Genomic DNA, 22,725 nt, shown 5'->3' with positions numbered 1-22,725 from the left:
TCCGTTATTCCTCCGCATTCTCATACTCAGCTATGCAGTCCGCAGGAACAGCTCCTGCGAGCCACACCTCATTGCCTGCGTAATAGAAGGTTACACCGGAATCCGCCGCCTTAACCGTATCAATCGCAAGAAGCACAAGCTCTCCCCGGCGGCGCCGGCCAGAGCGGCAAAATGCAGCCCCTCCGACAGATGGACATACTGCCGGCCCATAGGCTTCAGACCCTCCTTCAGGATGACGGATAGCGCACTCTTGTGTGTCCCATGATAGAGCAATGCCGGAGGCTCTCCCGGCGGATATGCCACCTTAGTGTGACTGTGCCCGTACCGCGCCCGGATCCGCTCTCCTTCAATGGCAAAGCGCTGCTTCTCACAGTTCGCTGCCGTCTGCCGGACATCCGCCTCTGTAATCCCTGACCACTTGGGGGTTGCCGTAATAACGTCAAGCAGCTCTTCCAGCAGGCAGGAGCCGTCCTCCGGATCAAGAATTAATCCGTACTGCTCAGGCGTATGCCGCAGCATCTTGGTCATAAATTTGCTGAGGGAAACCTCAGCTTTAGCATCTAACATTCTATAAAACTCCCCTCATTCCGCTACAGCCGGGGATCAACCGGGTCAGACTCCAGCGCAAGAGCAGCCAGCACACATTCATGCACGCGCTCCAGCGGCTCCTTGCGGATGAACCGGTTCACGGATTCCACGCTGAGCGCGCATTCCATCAGGGCGTGGCGCTCTTTTTTGGAGGTCCTGCGCTGCTTGAGGCGTTTCAGGTTATCCGGCTGCAGATAGTCGATACCGTATATAATGTGCAGGTATTTCCGTCCCCGCACCTTGATGGCCGGCTGGACCATGTGCCTGCCGTTCTTCGTAATAAAGGTTTCCGGCTTGATGACGATGCCTTCATGGCCGTCCTCCGTCATGCCCTGCCACCATTTGATCGTATCCGCCTCATCAGCCCCGCTGCGGATGACCCGGTATTCCGTCTCCAGGAAGAGCGGCGAAATCCCGGCCAGCAGGCGGGCCTGCTCCATATGCCAGATATGGCTGTGGTCAAAAAAGCTCTGACCGCTGTGGGCCAGTATATGAAACGGGGCGATCCGGATGCCCTCAAGCCCGCTTACATCCCAGCAGTACTGCTGGAAGGCCTGGCGGAAGACCTGGACACTCTGCAGCTTCGCTTCCATCTCCTGCACCCAGCCGGAGACATCGCGGCCCGCCGCTTCTGCCTGACGGAGCTTAATCAGAAGATGCTCACGGTCCATTTTCGCCGCTTCTGCAACATGGGCATATTGGGTGGCAATCAGCTCCCGCGCCTTGAGGTTCCAGGGAATAATCTCCGCATCGAGCAGCAGCATTTCCGTATTATATCTGGTAAAATAACCGGCCTGCACCAGATCGGCATTCAGCCGGGCCAGCACCTGCGCTTCCGTCTCCCGGTCAAAAAACGCCCGGCCTGTACGGCTATAAATGGTGCCCAGCGCCGGCCGCCCGATATAGGACACGGCCGCCTGCTCGTCGCGGAAGAGGAGCAGCACGGCACGGCTGCCCATATGCTTTTTCTCGGCAACCATCGTGGTAACTCCCTGCGAACGGAAATAGTCGAAAGCCTCCTGCGGATGCTCCAGGTAAGACTCATCTGCGGATACAGACGGAGTCGGACTCATGGTCGGCGGAATGTACACCAGCTCCTCCAGCGGAACTGTATAGTGGGAGACACTGTCGACCGCCGCCTTCACATAATCCCCGCGCACCGCGACCTCTCCGTATGCATCTGTAAAGACAGAATAGCCGTTTACTAGCTTGCCGAGGTTAGGTGGAGCAAACCGCCCACGCTCCCAGCGGACCAGCGGGCTGTCCGGATCTTCCGCATAATCGCGGCGTGCCTTGACGCTGACAAATTCCTGCTCCGGGTAGCGGTAAGCCGTAAGTGCTCCGCCGAATACCGCCCCCTGGTCGATGTTGATTGTATTTTTTACCACTGCCGGATACGGACGCGGATCATGGCCCCAGATAATCAGCTCGCCCGATTCATGTCCGGTATACCACTCTTTGCGTACCGGTGCTCCTGCAGCGTCCGTCCCGTCGGTGTCACCGTAACGGCAGAAATCCTGAATCCGGCGGGACTGCCTGCCGATATATTCGTCACGGATGCCCGCATGGGCGATCACAAGCCGCCGCACCCCGTCCCGGCACATGACCAGATGGCTGGGGGCAGATAGAAGAAACTGCTTCAGCTCTTCTTTTAAGGCTGCAGCCGCTTCAGGTCCGGCTTCCTCTTCCAATAACCTGAGCTCTGCAGCAATATTTTCGTCACCGTGGCTCAGGGTGACGTTGCGTCCGCTGAGGTAACGGGCGATTTTCCAGCCGTGGTTGCTGTCGGTCATCCGGGCGATCCCGGCGTCAACGTGCCGCTTCCAGAAGATCATCGTGTCCAGCGATCTCGGTCCGCGGCTCATGACATCCCCGACCGAGACCAGTGTCCGGCCGGCGGGATGCCTGTACAGCCCGGCTTCATCGGCAGCATAGCCAAGCTCTCCGAGCAGCTCCAGCATTTCATCATAGCAGCCGTGGATATCACCGATCACATCTATTCCGGCACCGATATCAGCCAGCAGCGGATTGTCCCGGCGCACAAACTGCACAGCCTCAGGCTCCTTCAGCATGTATGTAAAGTCAAAGCCCTCCTCGCGCAGCCCGCGCAGTGAGCGCTTGAACTGGCTGTACTGGCTTTTGACCCGCTGACGGCCGCGCGGCTGCTCCCGCGTCTTGTCCCGTGCAAGCAGTGTCTGCTCCGGCACATCAAGTACCCAGGCCACGCAGGGCAGATCATGCCCGGCAGCGATCTCAATATATTTGCGGCGGTATTCCGGCTGCAGATGCGTAGCGTCCACCACCGTCAGCTTGCCCAGCCTGCTGCGCATCGACACCACGGTGTTCATCGCCTCAAAGGCCAGGCCGGAGAGCTTCTGATAATCACTATAAAGAATATCAGCCTCCTCACGCGGCCGCCCCTTCCAGTCCAGGTACTCGACATCACCAACAAGTGTACGGTAGGTATCGGAGGATACCATTTCCGTCTCCAGCAGCACACCTTCCTCTACCAGTCTGCGGAGCAGAGTGGTTTTACCGCTGTTTGACGGCCCGACCAGCACGATAATGCCTCCGTGCGGAAACGGAATGGTCCGCTGTGCTTCATTTTTTTCCGTCATTGCAGGTGTTCTCCTCTCGTAAATACCGCCATCTGTGTCGGGTATCCATACTCCGCAGAACCTTCGCCGATTCCTGTAATCTCAGCTGTATAAGGAAAAGCTCCAGTCCAGCGGCTGCACCAGGCCGAGAAGGCTTCACGACCCCACTCAAACCGGTGGTCGCCATGCCGGATCTCCTCCTGCTCCATCCCGTAAACGGTGTTGTAATCCTTGTTCGGCGTTGTCACAATCAGGGTCTTGGGGGCATACTGGCTAAAAATAGTATCCATCACCCGGTCCAGCCGGTGTTCATCAATATGCTCAATAACCTCACACAAAATCATAACATCCCTGTCCCGCAGCGACTCATCGAAATAGAACAGTGAGCCGGTCACGGGCTCGGGAACAACCACTCCCGGCCTGCCCTCCAGCTTGGCGAAGCGTTCCATCGCCCGCAGCTGTGAAGCAGCCGAAGGCTCAACTGCCCTGATCTCGCGGACGCCCGGCACACTGCTGAGCCTGGCCGACAGCTTGCCTTCACCGGAGCCGAAGTCCACGATGCTGGCTCTGGCGTCCAGCTCCCCGACCGTCCGGGCAATCGCCTCATAGCGCAGATCGTTAAGCCGGACTTTCGGCTCTTCCTGAACTCCGGATGGTTCTGCGGAACCGCCCGGAGAGGACTCTTCCAGTACGGGGATGTCCGCCGGTGCTCCAGGGCCGCGGCCGGCTTCCTGCAGCTCTTTTGCCGCCATCTCCTCATACTGCCTGATCGCTCCGGCAAAACGCAGCGTGCGCTTCAGAATCAGTGCCCGCTGCGGATGCTGCTCCAGCCAGCCTGAGCCGTAACGCCGGATTTTGTCCACTTCATCATCACTGATGTAATAGTGCTTGTAATCATCCAGGGCGGGGATCAGTACAAACAGCTGCTGCAACGCTGTCTGCAGTGTCTGCTTCCCTTTTAGCCGGATATACCTCGCCGAGCTGCGTGCCTTTAACGCAAAGGTATATTCCGCATCGCCGCGTTCCAGAGAAACCTCATAGCCGAGAGCACCAAACAGCTCTTCCACCGTGCGGTCAGGCAAATTGGATGCCACAGGCCCGAAGCTCAGCACAAGCTCCAGCGGCTCCTTCACCCGGGGCACATAGGCTTCCTTCGGTTTGCCGTTCAATGCCGTACCAAGCGCCGCCCGGATGTAAGTGCAGAACAGGCTGCTGGTCACAAATTCCCGGTCATTGATATATTGCGTAATATCATTGTGCGCCTGTGAGTCTCCCTTTACAAGCTCCACCGGATCAGGCGTCACATAAATAACCGCTTCGGTCAGCTCTTCGGAGGAGGCGGTAAAAACAATGCGGACCCTTGCCTCTTTTTCAGTCCGGTCATACAGGTTATTCGGATTTTTGGCCAGCAGATGGGACAGCATGCCTGCTCCCGCTCCCGTCGCCCTGATGATTAAATGCATCTCTAGTTCCCTCCATAAGCGTTGCCTGACGGCCTCCTGACCTCTTTTAATCCTGCAGTCCAGGAGCTTTCGTTACCCCAAACCTCCGCCAGTGCGCTGTAAAATAGTACGTCCAGTTGTTCATCCGTTACTCCGTCAGCTGCTTCAAACAGGGAAGCCGACTCTTCAAAATGGGCAATTGACTGCTCCAGATAATTATTTATAACCTCAAGCCGGGGCTCCACCTTCAGCTCATCGCCGGACATTTTACGAATCAGCAGCTGATTTACGGCTTCCCGCAGCAGAGTTCCCTCCGGAATCAGTGTTTCTACGAGCACGGAGAACTCCAGCGGCGGAACCCCGTTATATTTCTCAATCCAGGCACAGGCGAGCAGCGGGCGGAGCACATAGAAGTATTTCTTGATCTTGACCTCGCTGCCTTGAAGATAGCTGCGATAGTTCCCCCTGGCCATGTTTAGATAATGATAAATGCAGGACTTCGGTGAAAAGCCGAGCGGTGAAAGCGCGCGGATACTCTCGGCTACCGTGTAATTTTCCTCATATCGGATCCCGGACTGCAGCCATTCCAGCAGAGGCGGATTCGATTTGCGGAACAGCAGCAGCGCTTTTTTCAGATCCCAGCCGTTAATGTCCAGCAGATTGCTGATCGGCCGTTCAATGACATCCCTCGGTTCAAAAATGGACAGATAGGCTTCAGGCCGGCGCACGTACAGGAAACGCACATCGTAATCACTGTCCCTGGACGGAAAACCCCAGGCCCGGCTGCCTGATTCGCAGGCATACAGGATACGCACATCTTCTTCCGCCTCAATCATGCGCAGCTGGTGTATAATCTCAAGCTCGATTTCAGACATTCTGTTCATGCTCCTTTCCGCTCAAAAAAATATAAAAAGGCCATGGACTCCGTCGTCCATGGCCTTACCCGGGTCTGCAGCTGAATGCCGGTTACGTATCGCGGCTCCCGGTAAATACCGGTACCGTCAATAAATTACCTGCTGCTGAGAACGGATTATGATCCAGGGAGGCCAGAGAGATGGAATACATGCGAGGATTCTCGGAATGCATAAGATTTTCATAGCTATTATTGTTGTTGAATTCATTCTTGTAAGTATTCATCTGCAGCTGACCTCCTTTAACATTTTGTTTGATAATTTGAATTTGAAAACATATGCTTTTCCTGATGTTAGCATTTTCCAACAGCATAATTCACAGGCCCAGTTTCTGTCAACCCGCCGGCATTGGCAGGCCGATGCCCGGTACACTGTAGAGGCTAGGGAAGAACCGCCCTGATTTCCGGCGTCAGATCCTCTTCCCGCAGGGTTATAAAGTCCTCTCTGCCCTCATTATAGACCAGCTTCACCAGATAGCCCCCGTCAGAGTTAGTATAATAACGTCCCCGGTCAAGGATATCCTTGATAGCTGCAGCATCATTAACTGAAGCGGAGCGGTTCTCTTTGCGGGCCAGCTCCAGATGGCGTTCAAGATCATAACGGTCACTTCCGGTGAACCTGCCGGAATATTCGTTCGGAATTACTTCTGCCGACTTCACATCCCCCGGTGTCACACGGATTTTGTCGGCATAACCCAGCTGCTCAAGCCGCTCCGTCAGCTTACTGAAGGAATGCATCCACTCATAGCTTGAGAAGTAAGGATATCCTTCATCATCAGGCTTGCCTATAATCTGAATGGTTGCGTAAGAACGCTGCCGCCCGGTCTGGTCATCATAGCTCATATTCATAATTTCCTGTTTCAATAATTCTTTCAGCTCATCAATTTCCTGCGGGTCCGAAATAATAAGAGCCTTGTTGTAATCACTGAAACGCAGGCCTTCTATTTCTTCATCCAGCTGATAAAGCCTGTACAATGTACGTTTATACCCGTCGCTCTCCATTACGGCCCGCAGCTCCGGTTCAAAACCGGCAACGGGAACCCGGTAGCTCCGGTTCAAAATCCGTCCGTTGTCCAGTTTATACATGAGATAAAAATCACGGTATTCCACATTCTGCGGATGAGGCCGCATGGTTGCCATTGCCTGATGCAGCTTGCGGACAGCTTCAACATAGTCCTTATCCCCGATGAAGGGGTCCTGTTTGTCTGTAAAAGGATATGCATTGTTCCAGTAGGCATCGTATGTGGAATAATTATCTGAAGCATATACACCCGCTATCTTATCCGCAGCCGGAACCCTGTTCTCATAGCCGGTGAGCCCGGATACCGGAATATACAGCACAAGTCCCAGCAGCGCTGCATATCCGGCAAACTCGAGTGCCGCCTTGCGGGTCAGAATCAGCCAGGTTTTGCGGATAATCATCTCTACGGCAATATAGCCGATCAGTGCGCCGATCAGATGGCCGCCGATAATCCAGCCAAGCTGCTGGTACCGGAGATGAGCGAAGTAAGTACCCGATAACAGCATGGCACAGAGCATAATCCCCGCTTTGAACAGCGGGTTAAAGTAAGTAAAGGCAATCGCCTGGCCCGCCTTCTCCCCGTGGCGTTTACGGTACAGCAGGAAGGACAGCACAAACAAAAGGACAGTCAATGCCGAATAGAACCAGAGATAGCCGGCGGTGAACGGATTGGTTTTGACATAGATCATATGCATCAGCGGAGACCAGACTTCACTCCGGCCCCTTAATCCGTACCATGCCGGGTAACCATACAGATACATGCTGAAATGTTCATTCACCAGCATCAGCAGCGCGGCAGGCAGAACCAGCAGAATGTAGATCACCACCCCCTGAAGCACGGATTGCCCGGTACAGATGCCGACAAACACACTGAATACAAACAGGAACAGCGTAAGGATCGTCAGCGTCAGGCACCATTGCCCCACGTCTGCCCAGGAGTAAATATACATGTTGCCGGCCATTGGCCGCACTATTGCGGTCACGGCGGCAGTCAGCCAGACCGGTCCGAGCACCAGAATCAGCCCGCTTGCCGTATGGGACACCAGCAGGTGTTCCCGGCGCAGCGGCAGGCTGTGCCAGAGATCGGATGGCGCTTTGGCCTGAAGATAACGGAACAGGAACAAGGCTGCCGCGACCGGCACCGTAACAGAGAACAGCATCTGAATCTCTCCGCCGATGAAGAACAGGTTGTCTATAGTCCTGCGCTCCGGGTTGGGGTCATTGTTCAGGAACAGCTGCAGCGGCAGCGCGAATAAAAGAACGAGCGAATAAATAATTCCGATCCAGCCATGCTGGCGCAGGTTCTGGCGGATGACACTGCTGTTAAAGAAGAATCGGCTGCGCATCATATCCGGCATCCCCCATTTCATAAATAAAGATTTCCTCCAGCGTCAGCGGCAGCAGGTCGAATACATAAGGCTCGTACACATGAAAAGCCTGCGTGATCCGCTCACGATCACCTTTTACAATATACAGGCTTACGCTGCCCCGCTGCTCCTGGTGAAGGATCTGCAGCTTGGCGGCAAGCGCACCGGCGTGGCGTTGATCGCGGAAAGCCACCTGGATTTTATGCGTGTCCGCCTTCAGGTCATCCAGCTCCTTCTCCACCAGCATCCGGCCGCCGTGCATAATGCCGACATGGTCGCACAGATCTTCAATCTCGCGCAGATTGTGGGAGGAAATCAGGACGGTCAGCCCCCGGTCGGCCACTTCCTGGAACAGCAGATTCTTGATCTGCCGGCGCATTACCGGATCAAGCCCGTCGATCGGCTCGTCCATGATCAGCACCTCCGGCGTACAGCTCAGTGCAAGCCACAGTGCAGCCTGACGCTGCATCCCTTTGGAGAACCTGCTGAGCTTCCGCTTCCGGTCCAGCTTAAAAGCTGCACCCAGCTCCTCGAACCGCTTCTCACTCCATGAAGGATAGATCGACCTGTAAAATGCAGCCATACTCCGCACCGACGCCTGCGGGAAAAAATACGGGCTGTCCGGCATGAAAATAATCCTCCGCTTTACATCCGGAGCTTCAAAAACCGGCTCGCCGCCAACCGTAACGGTCCCTTCCTCTGGCCGGTAAATTCCGGCTAGTGTTTTCAGCAGGGTGGTTTTGCCTGCGCCGTTTGATCCGAGCAGGCCGTAGATCGTCCCTTTCGGCACAGTCAGCGAGAGGCTGTCCACCGCCTTTTCGCCCTGAAACACTTTGCTTACCCCGCGCATCTCAATCATGCTTCTCCCCCTCTCTCTGCTCCATAACCTGCCGGTACAATGCGCTTATCTCACTTTCGGTGAAGCCAAGGTATACCGCCTCGGCCATCAGCCTCAGCAGCTGTCCGCGCAGCTCTGTCCGCTGGTTCTCACTGCGCTCCTGCGCAAGCGGTGCCACAAAGCTCCCTTTTCCGGGCAGGGAATAAATAAAGCCTTCCCGCTCCAGCTCCCGGTACGCCTTTTGAATCGTATTGGGATTGACTGTAAGCTGGGAGGACAATGTTCTTACTGATGGCAGCTGCTCGTCGGCCTGAAGGATGCCATGCATAATCATCTCTTTAACCTTGTCAGTCAGCTGCTCGTAAATCGGCTTGCGGCTGCGGACATCCAGTTCGAACATAGGCGCCCTCCTTTACTAAGCTACAAATATGGAAAACTTAGGTGTATTAACTGTACTACTATTATTAATACAGTTGAATTAAATTGTCAACGCAAAGAAACGGTCTGCCCGCTTTTAGCATATTGGCCGTTGTTGTGGGATAGCTATTCGGGGGCTACTGTAGTCGGTTTTCCAATCAGATTCCGGGGAGCGGGGGTATCGGAGAATGTTAGCAAACTTCCACTATGCTTGATTCAGCCCCTAGCATAATTGCTACCTTTGGGCAGCCACCGGATAACTGCATTTTGTGCAACTAAAAAGGGCAATTTTGAGTCTCGGTCGGCTTTAACTGCACTTTGTACACCTATATCGCGGTAATTTCAGCTAAATCAGGCTATCCGCCGGTTTTAGTTGCACGTAATACACTTATTCCTGAAAAAGCAGCTCTACAGGCCACTTTAGTTGCACCAAATACACTTATTTCAACTTCGCAGTTCCGCCACTAGTAACGTTTATACGAAAGCAGCCCATGCACAGCAAAAAAAGCCGGACAGACTAAGTCTGCCGGACTCTTTTCACATAACATAATGCTTCCGCTCCATACTCCTTTTGCTGTTTACCGCTCATCATTCCAGAAGTTCAGCGGCTTCAGATCTTTGGTGATTACAGCAAAGCTGTAGCCTTCCTTCTTGAAGGTCTCCAGCAGGCGCGGCAGCACCTTCAATGTTGCCTTCTGGTCATGCATCAGGATAACCGGGTTAGTCTTGGATGACTGCAGCTTGTGCACCTGATCCATAACCGAGTTATAGATTTTAACGCTGTCTTCCTTGTATCTCCAGTCCTCCGAATCGACATTCCAGTCCCACAGGTGATAGCCCTGGGCCAGCACCTTGTCCCGGAAGCCTTTGGTGAAGTACGGCTTGCTTCCGTATGGCGGACGGATCAGCGTCGTTTCCGTCCCGCTGATTCTCTTCAGCACCGCGTTATCCGCCGTCATTTCAGCCAGCGCTGCCGCAGGCGAAGCATAAAATTTCTCCTTGCGGTGGGTCATACCATGCAGCCCAAGCCCGTTCCCTGCCTTCACAATCCGCTTCACCTGGGCGGGATAACGGTTCATGTTCGGGCCAAGCATAAAGAACGTTGCTTTGGCTTCATACTTATCCAGTATATCCAGCAGCTGTGCCGTTGTCGCCGACGGCGTCGTCAAAGGTCAGATATAGGGTCCGCCCTTTAACGGCCCCTTCTCCGGAAGGTTTAGCCGGACTTACGGCCTGCGGCTTCAGCTCGTCCGCATACTGCTTCACAAAAGCCTCATCGCTCATGGCCGCCGACCCGTCCCGGACTCTCAGTAAATATTTATCTCCCTGAAAGGTTATGCTATATCCGAGGTATCCGCTGATCTTCACCGGAACCATCAGATTCCCGTTCTGCAAAAAGCTGTCCATCGGCACAACCGTACCGTCCTGCAGCTTCAGTCCGCCGTTATTCTTAAGCAGGCGTACGGATTTGCGCCGGCGGCAACCGCGATTCCGTCAGACAGCCCGGTAATTGTCCACTTCAGCTCTGCAGCTACAGTACGCAGCGGCACATAATAGCTGCCCTTAACCGGCACAGCTTCAATTGCGGTCAGCTTGTCATTCACACCAAGCTTCAGACTTGAGCCCGCACCGGCAGCACTTGCTGCTGTCTGCAGCACTCCAAAAGTTAAAAATAAGGACATAAGGACAAGCAATACTTTTTTAAACACAAGCAAGAGCTCCAATCTATGTATATTTGCCTCTAACTCTATCATACATAGATATAACGTAATTTGAGAGATTGTAACCGGGCGCCTAAAATATTGTTACTTTTTCACGCTGTGATAAATTGCACAATGGCTCCTCACGCCAGAATATGTGCAACTTTCGTCGAATGCTGTCAGACCAACAAATAAAGCGTTTAATTTCCGTTCCTTTCACACATTCTAATTGTGACGAAATTAGCAACAATACGGTAATTTTGAACAAAGTTTGAACAACCTTAAATTTAGCTTAAAGCCCGCCGCTACAGTGATCTTTGTCATACATAACGACACTTGTAACAAATTGATCACATATCTTTAACTTTATCGCCATTTTTGAGGACGATTATAGATTTTCTTACAAAATATGTATTTTGCAATCCGGGTAAGTAATTCTTACTATAGATACAGGTTATTATTTTGCCCTTCAGCAACGAACGGCTAATGAAAAGAATTATTGAAGGAAGGAGTTCTATATGAAAAAAAAGGGACCGTTATACGCTTTGTTTCTCAGCCTGCTCTTTATTCTGCCGGGATGCAGTTCGTTAACCGTACTGAATCCTAAGGGCCCGGCTGCACGGACGCTGTCTGACACCATTATCCTCTCCATTGCGGTGATGGCCTTTGTCCTGGCAGTTGTCTACATCTTATATATCTTCGTCCTGGTGAAATACCGGGCAAAGAAGAGCAATGAAGGCTACATTCCGGAACATGAGGAGGGCAATAAGGTACTTGAGGCCATCTGGATTATCATCCCGATCATCATTGTAGCCTTCCTGTCCGTTGTGACTGTAAAGTCCACCCATGCCGTTGAGAATGTGGCTAATGAGTACAAGGATCAGGATCCGCTCGTTATTTATGCTTCCTCCTCCAACTGGAAATGGCATTTCAGCTATCCTGAGGAAGGCATCGAAACAGTAAACTATGTGAACATCCCGGTTCACCGTGCAGTTGAATTCAGACTGTATTCCTTCGGAACGATCACCAGTTTCTGGGTTCCGCAGCTGGCCGGACAGAAATACGCAATGAGCGATATGCTCACCTATCTTAACCTCTCTGGTGATACCGTAGGCTCTTATATCGGTAAGAATTCTAATTTCAGCGGGAAAGGCTTTGCCCACATGGAATTTGAAACGCTGGTTATGACTGACGAGGATTATCAGGACTGGGTTAAGGAAGTTAAGGATACTGCGCCTGCGCTGACAGAAGACGAATTCCAGGGACTTCTGGCTGCCGAGCATCTTGGACGCAAGACTTATTCTTCTACCCATCTGGAATTCAGCCCGCCTCCTGGCGATCACAGCGAGCATATGAGCGGTGACGGCACGGAAATGGATATGCACAACGGCGGTGAAGAACACGAGGATAACAAGGAGATCCATCCTTCCCCGGCACCTTCCAGCCAGACCGAGTTCGACGGCAACCCTGCCCCTGAGGTAGAAGAGCCGCTGCCGAGCTCACCTGTTGAAGAGCACACGCACCAATAAAACCAACCATGAGAGCTATCCGCTCTTAGATAGCATGAATCATGCATCAGCAACAACCTGAAAGGAGCCACCCTAATGGATTTAGAGAAATTTAAGGTTCACGGCGAACCCCTCATTTATGGAGCCATGGTCAGTATTGCACTTGCCACCATCGGGATTCTCGTCGGGTTGACCTACTTCAAGAAGTGGGGCTATCTCTGGCGCGAATGGCTTACCACTGTGGACCACAAGAAAATCGGGGTCATGTATATCCTGGCTGCCCTCCTGATGCTCTTCCGCGGCGGCGTGGACGCCATGATGATGCGTCTGCAGACTGCAGCGCCTGAAATGAAGTTCCTTGATGCACAGCACTATAATGAGGTCTTTACCACTCACGGTCTGATCATGATCCTCTTTATGGCCATGCCGTTTATCATCGGTCTGATGAATGTCATCATTCCGCTGCAGATCGGCGCAAGAGACGTTGCTTTCCCGCGCCTCAACGCCGTCAGCTTCTGGCTCTTCTTTTTCGGGGCCATGCTGCTTAACATCTCCTTCGTCATCGGCGGTTCTCCGGATGCAGGCTGGTCCGCTTACTTCCCGCTGGCGAGTCTGGAATTCAGCCCGACTGTAGGGAACAACTACTACTCTCTGGCGCTGCAGATTTCAGGTATCGGTACGCTCATTACAGGGGTTAACTTCATTGTTACCATCCTCAAAATGCGCGCTCCGGGCATGACACTGATGAAGATGCCAATGTTCACCTGGTCTGTTCTGATTACCAACATCATTATCGTCTTCGCTTTCCCTGTGCTTACCGTAGCACTGGCACTGATGATGTTCGACCGCCTGTTCGGCTCGCAGTTCTTCACGATGGCCAACGGCGGGATGGATATGCTCTGGGCCAACCTGTTCTGGGTATGGGGACATCCTGAAGTATATATCGTTATTTTGCCGGCATTCGGTATTTATAGTGAGATTATCGCCACCTTCTCCAAAAAGAACCTGTACGGATATACCTCGATGGTATTCAGTATGGTTATCATCTCCCTCCTGTCCTTCCTGGTATGGGCGCACCATTTCTATACCATGGGTCAGGGCGTAATGGTCAACAGCTTCTTCTCCATCACTACGATGGCGATTGCTGTACCGACAGGGGTCAAAATATTCAACTGGCTGTTCACCCTGCGTAAGGGCCGGATAACCTTTACTACACCGATGCTGTACACACTGGCCTTTATTCCGATCTTCACCATCGGCGGTGTTACCGGCGTCATGCTGGCGATGGCCAGTGCCGATTACCAGTACCATAACACGATGTTCCTGGTAGCGCATTTCCACTACGTTCTGATTCCGGGCGCTGTGTTCGCCGTTATTGCCGGGTTCCACTACTGGTTCCCGAAAGTATTCGGCTTCCGTCTGAACGAACGTCTCGGCAAGCACGCCTTCTGGTGGATCATCATTTCCTTTAACGTAACCTTCTTCCCGCTGTTCTTCCTCGGTCTGATGGGGATGACACGCCGTATGTACACCTATTCGGAAGAGACCGGCTTCGGTCCGCTGAATATGCTGTCGTTCGTCGGAGCGGTAGGTCTGGCTATCGGTTTCGTTCTGCTGGTGTACAACATCTACTGGAGTACCCGCTACATGCCGAGAGACACAACAAGCGATCCTTGGGATGGTCGTACCCTGGAATGGGCTACACCAAGTCCGATCCCTGCCTACAACTTCGCTGTTGTACCTAAGGTTAAATCCCTGGATCCGTTCTGGGAATCCAAGCAGAAAAAAGTATCGCTGTTTGAAGACAAAATCACCAAGATTCACTTGCCAAACAACACCGGGAAGCCGTTTATCCTGGGTGTAATCTTCTTCTTCCTGGGCTTCTTCCTCGTATTCAGCATGTGGATTCCGGCAATTGTTGCCGGTGTCGGTGTTATCGTTATGCTGGCTGCAATGTCCTTTGACCAGGATCATGGCTTCTATGTAAGTGCAGAAGAAGTTATCGCTACTGAAAAGAAACTGCGGGGTGAGACTGTATGAAGATAGATGCGTCGAAGCCGCTGGAATATTCAACAGAAGAGAACAGTAATAAGATCTTCGGCTTCTGGGTTTTCCTCGGAGCTGAAATTCCGCTCTTTGCTACATTGTTCACTGTATACTTCGTTATGGTTAACCGTTTTGCCGACGGTCCAAGCGGCCCTGAGCTGTTCGAAATCGGACCGGTTCTGGCTGAGACCTTCCTGCTCCTGACCAGTTCATTTACAATCGGTCTGGCTGTGCATGCGATGCGCCTCGGCCACAAGAAAGCCATGATGATCTTTATGGGTATCACTTTGCTCATGGGTCTCGGCTTTATCGGGATTGAGATTGATGAATTTTTCACCTATGTTCATGAAGGTGCTACTCTGCAGACCAGCGGCTTCCTCTCCAGTCTCTTTGTACTGCTGGGAACGCACGGTGCCCACGTCAGCTTCGGCTTCCTGTGGGGAGTAGGCATCATGATCCAGCTGTGGCGCCGGGGAATCACACCCGCTACAGCCAACAAAACATTTATCTTCTCACTGTTCTGGCATTTCTTAGACGTTGTCTGGATCTTCATCTTCAGCTTCGTCTATCTGAAAGGACTGATGTGACATGATAAAGCAACTGTTTCCAATCCGCCATGTAATGGGCTATCTGGCCTCACTGGTCCTTTCAGCCGCTGCGCTGATTGTCATTTACGGGGATCTGTCCCATGCAGCCAATGTGGTGGTTCTGACGGTCACTGCAATTATCCAGGCTTCCCTGCAACTGTTCGTGTTCATGCACATCGGCGAATCGGCAGATACCAAAAAGGAACTCTACATCAACATTGCCTATGCTTTGTTCGTAGGTTTGATCACTCTATTCGGTACCCTCTTCATCTTCGTATGGGGCTGGTACGCGTAAGCTTTACAGCTTTATAATCGTCTTAACAGAAACAGCCCGCTTCCGGTATATGCTCCGGTTGCGGGCTTTTTTTTCGTGATGAGACACCCTACCTTCAGCATTTTCAACAAACATTCAGCCCGGGTTCAACCAACATTCAGCGCAGGCTCAGATGGTTCTCAGTTAGCGGTTCTACAATGTAGTTATTCACAGCACAGATATTTGGATCTACATAGCAGTACCTACACTAACAGCAAAGGATGAGAACAAGTATGAGTAAAAAAAGTGGAATGAAGGGTTTTGTCGTCGGAGCCGCCGTAACCGCCTCACTAGCCATGTCAGTATCAGCTTATGCCGACACCATTACGAAGAAGATTGCCGTCACCTACGATGATATTATCGTTGAACTGAACGGCCAGGAAACCGCACTGAAGGATGCCACAGGCGCGACTGTAGAACCGTTCATCTATAACGGCACCGTCTACCTTCCGGCCAGAGCGATCTCGGAAGCGGTCGGATTAACGGCCAGTTATGATAAAACCACCAAAACCGTCAGCCTGACCGGGGCCGTTGAGACGGGCTCAGCGCCGGAAGAAACAGCCGGCACTGCAGATGCAGCCAGCTTAGGGAGTGCAACTTACCTGCTGGATGGCAGTACTGCCAGCAAAACAGATGAATCCTACACCGCTGTGACAACAGATACCTCCGCAGTCAAAGTTACAGCCGGCGGTGCCCTCACGCTAAATGGAGTGACTTTGAGTAAAACCGGCGGCACCTCCTCTGAGGACAACAGTAACTTTTACGGGCTAAATGCCGCGCTCCTTGCAGCCGGGGGCAGCACGGTGTCCCTGAATGACTCAACCATAACCACCAGTGCAAACGGAGCAAATGCCGTATTTGCAACCGGTGCCGGGTCAACCGTCAATGTATCCGGCGCAACCATTACAACTATCGAGGATTCATCCCGCGGACTGGATGCCACCTATGCAGGAACCGTCAATGCCACCAACACCAATATCACAACAGCCGGAACCCATTCCGCCAGTATTGCCACTGACCGCGGCAACGGTACGGTAAAGGTTACCGGAGGCACGATGCTGACAACCGGCACAGATTCGCCGGGGATTTACTCCACCGGTACGATCTCCGTCACCGATGCGCTGATTACAGCACAAGGATCGGAAGCAGCCGTAATTGAAGGTAAGAACTCCATCACACTGACAAATACTCACCTGTCCGGTGCCAAAAAAAGCGGGATTATGCTCTATCAGAGCTTTTCGGGTGATGCCGAGACCGGAACCGGCACTCTGGCAATGACCGGCGGCTCGCTGACCGCTTACGAAGGACCGCTGTTCTATGTCACCAACACCGATGCGGTTATCAACCTTAAGAACGTTGGACTTACAAATAACTCCGGCATCCTGCTGGCTGCCAGTGCTGATAAATGGGGCACAACGGGCGCAAACGGCGCTACAGTGACGCTTAATGCCGATGCCCAGCCTTTGACCGGAGATGTCACTGCCGACAGCATCAGCTCGGCTCAGCTTGTTCTCTCGGACGGCAGCTCCCTGACCGGTGCGCTCGACACGGCCAATGCAGCCAAGTCTGTTTCACTTACGCTTGATGCAACCAGTGTCTGGAACGTTACCGCAGATTCCTACCTGAGTACTCTGACTGACGGCGACACCACCCTGTCCAATATCAAGGATAACGGATACACCATCTACTATGATGCGTCAGCAAGCGCCAACAGCTGGCTGGCCGGGGCTACTATTACACTTAGCGGCGGCGGCCGTCTGACTCCATTCACCAGTTAAGCCATTTTGAATAACAGGACAGATCAGGCTTAAAAACAAGACAGCCCCTGGAACCTAAGCGTTCCAGGGGCTGCCTGCGGTTAGAATCTGTATACTCTGCTATAGCTTGAACCTTGCCAGCTCCTTCTGCAAATTTTCAGCCAGCGTCGCCAGGTACTGGGCGGACATGGACATCTCACCCATGGCGGACAGCTGCTCTCTGGTCGCAGCGCTGGCGTCCTGGACATCCTCCGCACCTTTGCGGGAGGCTTCGCCCACCTGTTCCATTGCTTCTGTCACCGACTGTGATTCTTCGGCGACATGCTCCACCGCGATTCTGATCCGTTCTGTCTGCCGGACAGCTGACTCGATAGCCGACTGGATTTCCGCAAAGGCCAGTGACACGGCTTCACTCTGTTCGACACCCCGCGCTACAAGCTCCGATCCGGCCGTCATTGAAGCGACTGCACTGCCCGTCTGCTGCTGGATATCCGTAATGATCTCCGTAACCTTCAGTGAGCTGTGCCCTGTCGCTTCAGCCAGCTTGCGGATCTCCTCCGCAACCACTGCGAACCCCCGTCCGTGTTCGCCTGCTCTGGCTGCTTCAATAGAGGCATTCAGCGAGAGCAGATTCGTCTGGTTCGCGATATCGTTTATTGTAGTAATGATAGTGTTGATCTCTTCCGAGAGGCTGCCCAGATTGCCGACAATGGCTTGTGTAGCAGCAACGCTCGCATTGATTTCACTCATGCGGGCGATAATGCCGTTTACCGCCTCGGCACCGTATCCGGTGGAAGCCGCTGCCCCGGTCATCAGTTCAGCCATGTCATTGCTGCTGTGCTCGACTGCTGCAATATCCTCTGCCATGGTCTGCACGGATGCAGTGGTGCGGATGATGCTGTCAGCCTGAGCCTCGAATCCGGCCGCAATATCTCCCGAGGCCTCGGCGATCAGCTGCGAAGCGCGCGCCGTCTGCTCTGCGCTTGCACTCATCTCCTGTGAAGACGCGGACAGCATTTCCGTACTCTCCGATATCCCCTGCATCATCCGTTTCAGGCTGGTGAGCATCGAATTGAAGGACTGGTTGATCTGGCCGATCTCATCACTGGAGGCATAAGCCGCGGTTACGGTCAGGTCACCTTCTTCTGCCCGTTTCATAAGTATCTGGAGCTCTTTAAGCGGCCTCGTGATCAGCCGGGAAATGATGATACTGATGGCAATGCACAGCACCCAGGCAGCGGTTATCAGCAGGGTGCTGATTGTCCGGGAGGTCTTGGCATTGGCCAGCGTCAGCTCATTATGCGTTTCGGCTTCTGCAATCAGTGAAGCAGCGGCCTCGTCCAGCAAGCCGACCATTTTGGTCCGCGAATCGCTGAAGGCACTTCCGGAAAATACCTGATAGCCTTCCTCACTCAGGTTTTTGTCTGCCAGATGAATGATATTATCACGCTGAGTCCGATAATCCTCAAGCAGCGACAGGTACTCATCGATTAAGCTGCTGATCTGCGTATCATTGAAGTCAATGGATTTCAGCTGGTTCATCAGCTCATTATTCTGCTCAATCTTGCCCTGAATATCAGCGGTGAGCTGCTTGCTTCGCTCCGATTCCCGGGTCAGCAGATCCTCCAGGAGAAAAGACTCGATCGCCCGGTTATTGGCGCGAATTTCAGTAACCAGATAAATGGGAATCAGATTCTGATTGTAAGTCTCCTGGGACCGGTCAGCAAGCTTATCCGTAAACAGAATTCCTACAGTTCCAACACCAACCACCAGGATTACTGCAACAGCTACCAGAACTGCCATTTTGAATTTTACTTTTAAGTTCCTCATTAGCCTTATTCCCGCCTTTTCCCTATCGTGCTATAAAATCTATATCGGCGAAAAAAGTCGAAAAATGATGCATCTCGAAAATTTTGTCGAATACTATGATATCTGCTGAATGTTACGACAGGGATAATGAATCCGTTCAATCCTGCAGCAGCCCGTATTTCCGGCGGAAACGCTCTAGTACACCGGTCCAGCTCCCGGCAAGTATGGCCAAAAAGAACACATTGGACAAGGCATGGGCCAGGTCAAAATAAAAGCTGGAAGCGTAGGCGGTCATAACCAGCCCCCAGCTGAAGGCCTCCGGCAGACTGATAATGTACCAGATGTTCATGATCCATCCGAACAGGAAGCCCCATAGAAAGCCGAACAGCAGCATTCCTCCGCGCTTTTTCATCCACCAGGAGTTCCGCAGCCAGCCTGCGCTTAGACCGGCCATTCCCCAGGCGAACATTTGCCACGGTGTCCACGGCCCTTGTCCGAAATAAATATTGGATACCAGCGCAGCTACGGCCCCGATGATAAACCCCGCCTCCGCCCCAAACACATAGGCCGACAGGATCACAAGGGCAGATACAGGCTTCACGCTCGGCAAAGCTGCGAACGGAATCCGGCTGACTGCGGCAATAGCCGATAACACAGCCAGCAGCACCAGCTCCCTGGACTCCAGCTTCCGCCGTTCCAGCCGGAGAAAAACAGGCAGCAGTGCCGCCCCGAGCAGCAGAAGGCTCAAAAGCATATAATGGCGGTCCTTCAGCGCCGCCGTAAGCGCCAGACCGGCCAGAAACAGGGCTACAGCAACGATGAGCGGAAAGCGTAACCTTGCCATGCTGTCATCACATCCTCTATTGTCAGTGCCTGGGGCAGTATATCCCGCACTATGCGGTTAACTGCAGTTGTATAAAAATAGTTGCTGCTGAAAAAATCCGCCGGAGTCCCCTCCGCCGTGATGCTCCCGTCAAACAGCAGCGCACAGCGGGAAGCATACCGTGCAGCAAACTCTACATCATGTGTTACTACAGCGATACTCATCCCCTGCTCCAGCAGCTGCCGGAGCAGCCCGGCAAAGCGCACCTTCGCGTCAGGGTCGAGGCCTTTGGTCGGCTCATCCAGCAGCAGCACCGCCGGCTTCAGCAGCATTACCATGGCAAGCGCCAGCTTCTGCTGCTGGCCGCCGCTGAGATCATGCGGATGGCTCTGCAGCACCTGCTGAAGCTCAAACGCCTCTGTCAGCCGGGCAATCTCCGATGTGGCTTCATCCGGTGCCAGACGGGCAAACGCAGCCATGTGCTGCAGCTCTTCCAGTGCGGTATCATAGCTGAAATAGAGCAGCGGGTTCTGGGCAAGAAAACCTGCTGTCATCCCCCTGGCCAGCTCCACCTTGCCGCGCTGCGGCTTGGCCAGCCCGCTCAGCACATGCAGCAGCGTGGACTTACCGGCGCCGTTGCCGCCCAGAATGGCAAGCAGCTCCCCCCGGTGCAGCGCCAGACTGAGCTTGCGCAGTACCTCCCGGCCTTCCTTCTCGTAACGGAAGGTAACCTCTCTCGCACTTAACAGCGGAGCGGAATCAGCCTTACGCGATAAGGCAGCAGCGTTATTGCCGGAAGCGGCAGCAGAATTGCCGCCAGGCGGTTCGCCGGCCGCAGCAGACGCAAGGTTATGCAGCCAGCGTTTACCTTCCCGCACCGTCAGGGGGATGGACTCCGTCAGAGCATCCGCCTTCCCCTGTGCAGGCAGGGCAAGGTACAGGCGCGCTGCGGTAGGCAAATACGATTGAACCGCGGCAAACGTGCCCTCTGCTGCTTTGGAAACAAGCTCCCGCGGAGGACAGGCTGCCCGCAGCATTCCGCCCTCCATAAGCAGCACACGGTCAGCCAGCGGCAGCACCTCCTCCAGACGATGCTCGCTGATGATAATAGTCATCGACATTTCCTCATTCAGCCTGTGCAGGGTCTGGATGAATTCACGCGCTGCAACCGGATCAAGCTGTGAGGTCGGCTCGTCCAGCAGCAGCAGCTTTGGCTGAAGCAGCAGGACGGAGGCCAGATTAAGAAGCTGCTTCTGGCCGCCCGAAAGCTCATGCACCGGCTTGTACAGCAGCGGCTCCAGGCCGAACAGGCCGGCCATCTCCGCCAGTCTGCTCCGCATCACCTGCGGCGATAGGCCCAGATTCTCCATCCCGAAGGCCAGCTCATGCCAGACGGTATCCATGACAATCTGCGCCTCCGGATTCTGGAATACCATCCCGATCTCCCCGGCAGCCTGTTCATCCGCAGCTCAGCCAGCGGCAATCCTGCATAACGGATTATGCCGCTTCCCGTCCCTACAGGGGTGAGCTCACGCTTCAGCTGGCGCAGCAGCGTCGTTTTGCCGCCGCCTGACGGGCCCATCAGTACTACAAACTCCCCTTCCTCTACCGTAAAGGTGAGCTCATGGAGCGAGTCCCGTTCGGCTCCGGGGTAACGGAAGGATAGGCCTTCCGCCGCGATGATCTCCATAGCCAAATCTCCTTTCCTTCCAAGCCCGGCGGTATCAGCACGAACAGGCAGAAGCTGATGTACATCACTGCTTCCCTGCCGCCGAATACTAAAGGCTTCATACGCGGATAGATTTCAAATGTTCCATAGCCCTGCAGCCAGAGAATCAGCGGAATCAGTCCGCTGAGCCCCAGCAGCAGGAGCACGGCTTTGTCCAACCAGTCCATTTTGTATATCGAATACGTACTGCGTCTGCGGATACCGTACCCCCTTGCTTTCATGGAGTCCCCCGTCTGCAGCGCCTCCTCCAGTGACCAGGTCAGCAGCACCTTCAGCAGCGTCATGCCGTCACGCATTCTTTTGCGCAGGCTCCCTTCGCCGACATCAATTCCCCGAAACCGCTGGATCATGGTGATTTCGCGCAGCCTTCTCTGGAACAAGGGTACAAACCGGATGGCCATCAGCGTCAGCAGGGCCGTCTTTGGCGCAGCCGCAGCAAAGGCATACATAAATTTATCCGTTGTTACGGTGTAGTTGTAAGAGATGAATAACAGAAAGATCGTAAGCAGCACCAGCATCATGATCAGCCCGTACAGCACAGCTTCCAGCGTAATCGGCTGGTCCCACAGGTAGAACAGGATATGCGCTCCCCTGTGCGAGAACAACGGGTTCAGCACAGCCACGGAACCGGCCATCAGCAGATAGAAGGGCAGCCCGCGCAGCAGCTGCCGGCCCTGCCCCTGCAACAGCAGCAGGAGGATCAGCCCCCCAAGCTCGGTAATCAGAAAGAGCGGATGCGTGATCAGTGCGGCGAACAGCAGCAGCCCGGCATAATAGAGCAGCGCTACTGCCGGATGCATGGCCCGGAAGCCGCTGCTCATGGCGCCTTGGCTCCGATGTCCTTGCCAAGGTCAAGTGTATACAGCCATTCTATCGTATCCCCGGGCTGTACGGTGTAGCTTCCGGCACTCTTGTCCGGGAACTCCCCGTTCACCCGGTACATCCAGCCGCTCTCCGCTCCATGATCCAATTCATACAGATTGTCTATGCCTTCAACATAGGCAAAGCCTTTGGCTCCCTGGAATTCCATCTGGATTTTGTGCTGGCGGGTAATCCGCTTCAGCAGGTCCAGCGCACTTTCGCCTTCCTTGATCTCGAACGCCGCCGGCGCAAGAATCACCCCATGCTCCGCATCTCCTGTGATGGAGATGACGGCTGTATCGGCCACGGCGGCAGGCTGCTCAGCGCCGTGGGTTTGGCCGCCGCTGGCGGCGGCGTTTCTGCCGGCTTCGCAGTGCCGGCAGAAGGGCTTGCGGCAGCGGACGGCTTCGCC

Annotated in this window: 21 protein-coding genes and 1 pseudogene; 5 read left to right on the top strand and 17 right to left on the bottom strand. The window is 53.8% G+C overall.

Features of this window, described 5'->3' with window-relative positions:
• Positions 1-90: 90 nt before the first annotated feature.
• The 11 genes from AWJ19_RS26890 to AWJ19_RS26845 form a co-directional block, all read right to left on the bottom strand.
• On the bottom strand, positions 91-567 hold the full coding sequence (locus AWJ19_RS26890) for an RNA 2'-phosphotransferase (RefSeq protein ID WP_347231167.1): 477 nt from the start codon (positions 565-567) through the stop codon (positions 91-93).
• Between the two features lie 23 nt (positions 568-590).
• Complete coding sequence (locus AWJ19_RS26885; RefSeq protein ID WP_068728301.1) at positions 591-3,206, bottom strand: polynucleotide kinase-phosphatase; 2,616 nt, start codon at positions 3,204-3,206, stop codon at positions 591-593.
• Positions 3,203-4,648 carry a 3' terminal RNA ribose 2'-O-methyltransferase Hen1 gene (locus AWJ19_RS26880; protein ID WP_068728300.1) on the bottom strand — a complete coding sequence of 482 codons (1,446 nt, stop codon included), beginning with the start codon at positions 4,646-4,648 and terminating at the stop codon, positions 3,203-3,205. Before AWJ19_RS26880 ends, AWJ19_RS26885 begins: the two co-directional genes overlap by 4 nt.
• Before the next feature lie 2 nt (positions 4,649-4,650).
• Entirely contained in the window at positions 4,651-5,502 is an 852-nt protein-coding gene (locus AWJ19_RS26875; protein ID WP_068728299.1) for a nucleotidyltransferase domain-containing protein, read from the bottom strand.
• Between the two features lie 91 nt (positions 5,503-5,593).
• The gene (locus AWJ19_RS35430; protein ID WP_157890096.1) at positions 5,594-5,764 is read right to left on the bottom strand and encodes a hypothetical protein; all 171 of its coding nucleotides are present in this window, start codon (positions 5,762-5,764) and stop codon (positions 5,594-5,596) included.
• A 154-nt stretch (positions 5,765-5,918) separates the two neighbouring features.
• Positions 5,919-7,928 (bottom strand): DUF6449 domain-containing protein, encoded by a 2,010-nt coding sequence (locus tag AWJ19_RS26870; protein WP_068728298.1) that lies wholly within the window; start codon positions 7,926-7,928, stop codon positions 5,919-5,921.
• The gene (locus AWJ19_RS26865) at positions 7,882-8,784 is read right to left on the bottom strand and encodes an ABC transporter ATP-binding protein (protein WP_068728297.1); all 903 of its coding nucleotides are present in this window, start codon (positions 8,782-8,784) and stop codon (positions 7,882-7,884) included. The genes AWJ19_RS26870 and AWJ19_RS26865 overlap by 47 nt, the downstream gene beginning before the upstream one ends.
• Positions 8,777-9,163, bottom strand: a complete 387-nt coding sequence (locus AWJ19_RS26860) for a GntR family transcriptional regulator (RefSeq protein ID WP_068728296.1) — start codon at positions 9,161-9,163, stop codon at positions 8,777-8,779. The genes AWJ19_RS26865 and AWJ19_RS26860 overlap by 8 nt, the downstream gene beginning before the upstream one ends.
• 595 nt (positions 9,164-9,758) lie before the next feature.
• On the bottom strand, positions 9,759-10,349 hold the full coding sequence (locus tag AWJ19_RS26855; RefSeq protein ID WP_068728295.1) for a polysaccharide deacetylase family protein: 591 nt from the start codon (positions 10,347-10,349) through the stop codon (positions 9,759-9,761).
• On the bottom strand, positions 10,300-10,593 hold the full coding sequence (locus tag AWJ19_RS34945) for a hypothetical protein (protein ID WP_068728294.1): 294 nt from the start codon (positions 10,591-10,593) through the stop codon (positions 10,300-10,302). Before AWJ19_RS34945 ends, AWJ19_RS26855 begins: the two co-directional genes overlap by 50 nt.
• Positions 10,594-10,613: 20 nt before the next feature.
• Positions 10,614-10,889 (bottom strand): hypothetical protein, encoded by a 276-nt coding sequence (locus tag AWJ19_RS26845; protein ID WP_068728293.1) that lies wholly within the window; start codon positions 10,887-10,889, stop codon positions 10,614-10,616.
• A gap of 509 nt (positions 10,890-11,398) precedes the next feature.
• Here AWJ19_RS26845 and qoxA point away from each other — a divergent pair.
• The 5 genes from qoxA to AWJ19_RS26820 all read left to right on the top strand — a co-directional run bounded on the left by qoxA (position 11,399) and on the right by AWJ19_RS26820 (position 17,112).
• Positions 11,399-12,409: a cytochrome aa3 quinol oxidase subunit II gene (gene qoxA / locus AWJ19_RS26840; protein WP_068728292.1), complete on the top strand. Its 1,011-nt coding sequence runs from the start codon at positions 11,399-11,401 to the stop codon at positions 12,407-12,409.
• 75 nt (positions 12,410-12,484) lie between these two features.
• Positions 12,485-14,428, top strand: coding sequence for a cytochrome aa3 quinol oxidase subunit I (gene qoxB / locus AWJ19_RS26835; RefSeq protein WP_068728291.1), 1,944 nt, complete (start codon positions 12,485-12,487; stop codon positions 14,426-14,428).
• Entirely contained in the window at positions 14,425-15,021 is a 597-nt protein-coding gene (qoxC, locus tag AWJ19_RS26830; protein WP_068728290.1) for a cytochrome aa3 quinol oxidase subunit III, read from the top strand. Before qoxB ends, qoxC begins: the two co-directional genes overlap by 4 nt.
• 1 nt (position 15,022) lies before the next feature.
• Positions 15,023-15,316: a cytochrome aa3 quinol oxidase subunit IV gene (qoxD, locus tag AWJ19_RS26825; RefSeq protein ID WP_068728289.1), complete on the top strand. Its 294-nt coding sequence runs from the start codon at positions 15,023-15,025 to the stop codon at positions 15,314-15,316.
• 251 nt (positions 15,317-15,567) lie between these two features.
• The gene (locus AWJ19_RS26820; RefSeq protein WP_068728288.1) at positions 15,568-17,112 is read left to right on the top strand and encodes a stalk domain-containing protein; all 1,545 of its coding nucleotides are present in this window, start codon (positions 15,568-15,570) and stop codon (positions 17,110-17,112) included.
• Positions 17,113-17,211: 99 nt separating this feature from the next.
• Here AWJ19_RS26820 and AWJ19_RS26815 read toward each other — a convergent pair whose 3' ends face one another.
• The 6 genes and pseudogenes from AWJ19_RS26815 to AWJ19_RS26795 form a co-directional block, all read right to left on the bottom strand.
• A complete protein-coding gene (locus AWJ19_RS26815) occupies positions 17,212-18,921 on the bottom strand; it encodes a methyl-accepting chemotaxis protein (protein ID WP_068728287.1) in 1,710 nt (569 codons plus the stop codon).
• Positions 18,922-19,057: 136 nt separating this feature from the next.
• A complete protein-coding gene (locus AWJ19_RS26810) occupies positions 19,058-19,744 on the bottom strand; it encodes an ECF transporter S component (RefSeq protein ID WP_068728286.1) in 687 nt (228 codons plus the stop codon).
• On the bottom strand, positions 19,708-20,760 hold the full coding sequence (locus AWJ19_RS37770) for an ABC transporter ATP-binding protein (protein WP_347231168.1): 1,053 nt from the start codon (positions 20,758-20,760) through the stop codon (positions 19,708-19,710). The genes AWJ19_RS26810 and AWJ19_RS37770 overlap by 37 nt, the downstream gene beginning before the upstream one ends.
• Positions 20,761-20,907: 147 nt before the next feature.
• Positions 20,908-21,305, bottom strand: a pseudogene (locus AWJ19_RS37765) (ABC transporter ATP-binding protein); the annotation flags it as partial.
• A gap of 23 nt (positions 21,306-21,328) precedes the next feature.
• Positions 21,329-22,273 carry an energy-coupling factor transporter transmembrane component T gene (locus AWJ19_RS26800; RefSeq protein WP_068728285.1) on the bottom strand — a complete coding sequence of 315 codons (945 nt, stop codon included), beginning with the start codon at positions 22,271-22,273 and terminating at the stop codon, positions 21,329-21,331.
• A partial coding sequence (locus tag AWJ19_RS26795; RefSeq protein WP_157890093.1) for a DUF4430 domain-containing protein occupies positions 22,270-22,725 on the bottom strand: 456 nt, incomplete at its 5' end. The genes AWJ19_RS26795 and AWJ19_RS26800, both read right to left, overlap by 4 nt.

The organism is Paenibacillus sp. DMB5 (assembly GCF_001517085.1).
GTDB lineage: Bacteria > Bacillota > Bacilli > Paenibacillales > Paenibacillaceae > Paenibacillus_AQ.
Note: the sequence above shows the minus strand (reverse complement) of the source record. Positions and strands in the feature narration are given on the sequence as shown.

Bases quoted from the DNA above. Each gene is read 5' to 3' on its own strand.
- AWJ19_RS26890 (WP_347231167.1), bottom strand. From the start codon at position 567: ATGTTAGATGCTAAAGCTGAGGTTTCCCTCAGCAAATTTATGACCAAG.
- AWJ19_RS26885 (WP_068728301.1), bottom strand. From the start codon at position 3,206: ATGACGGAAAAAAATGAAGCACAGCGGACCATTCCGTTTCCGCACGGA.
- AWJ19_RS26880 (WP_068728300.1), bottom strand. From the start codon at position 4,648: ATGCATTTAATCATCAGGGCGACGGGAGCGGGAGCAGGCATGCTGTCC.
- AWJ19_RS26875 (WP_068728299.1), bottom strand. From the start codon at position 5,502: ATGTCTGAAATCGAGCTTGAGATTATACACCAGCTGCGCATGATTGAG.
- AWJ19_RS35430 (WP_157890096.1), bottom strand. From the start codon at position 5,764: ATGAATACTTACAAGAATGAATTCAACAACAATAATAGCTATGAAAAT.
- AWJ19_RS26870 (WP_068728298.1), bottom strand. From the start codon at position 7,928: ATGAAATGGGGGATGCCGGATATGATGCGCAGCCGATTCTTCTTTAAC.
- AWJ19_RS26865 (WP_068728297.1), bottom strand. From the start codon at position 8,784: ATGATTGAGATGCGCGGGGTAAGCAAAGTGTTTCAGGGCGAAAAGGCG.
- AWJ19_RS26860 (WP_068728296.1), bottom strand. From the start codon at position 9,163: ATGTTCGAACTGGATGTCCGCAGCCGCAAGCCGATTTACGAGCAGCTG.
- qoxA (WP_068728292.1), top strand. From the start codon at position 11,399: ATGAAAAAAAAGGGACCGTTATACGCTTTGTTTCTCAGCCTGCTCTTT.
- qoxB (WP_068728291.1), top strand. From the start codon at position 12,485: ATGGATTTAGAGAAATTTAAGGTTCACGGCGAACCCCTCATTTATGGA.
- qoxC (WP_068728290.1), top strand. From the start codon at position 14,425: ATGAAGATAGATGCGTCGAAGCCGCTGGAATATTCAACAGAAGAGAAC.
- qoxD (WP_068728289.1), top strand. From the start codon at position 15,023: ATGATAAAGCAACTGTTTCCAATCCGCCATGTAATGGGCTATCTGGCC.
- AWJ19_RS26820 (WP_068728288.1), top strand. From the start codon at position 15,568: ATGAGTAAAAAAAGTGGAATGAAGGGTTTTGTCGTCGGAGCCGCCGTA.
- AWJ19_RS26815 (WP_068728287.1), bottom strand. From the start codon at position 18,921: ATGAGGAACTTAAAAGTAAAATTCAAAATGGCAGTTCTGGTAGCTGTT.
- AWJ19_RS26810 (WP_068728286.1), bottom strand. From the start codon at position 19,744: ATGGCAAGGTTACGCTTTCCGCTCATCGTTGCTGTAGCCCTGTTTCTG.
- AWJ19_RS37770 (WP_347231168.1), bottom strand. From the start codon at position 20,760: ATGCTGCGGGCAGCCTGTCCTCCGCGGGAGCTTGTTTCCAAAGCAGCA.
- AWJ19_RS26800 (WP_068728285.1), bottom strand. From the start codon at position 22,273: ATGAGCAGCGGCTTCCGGGCCATGCATCCGGCAGTAGCGCTGCTCTAT.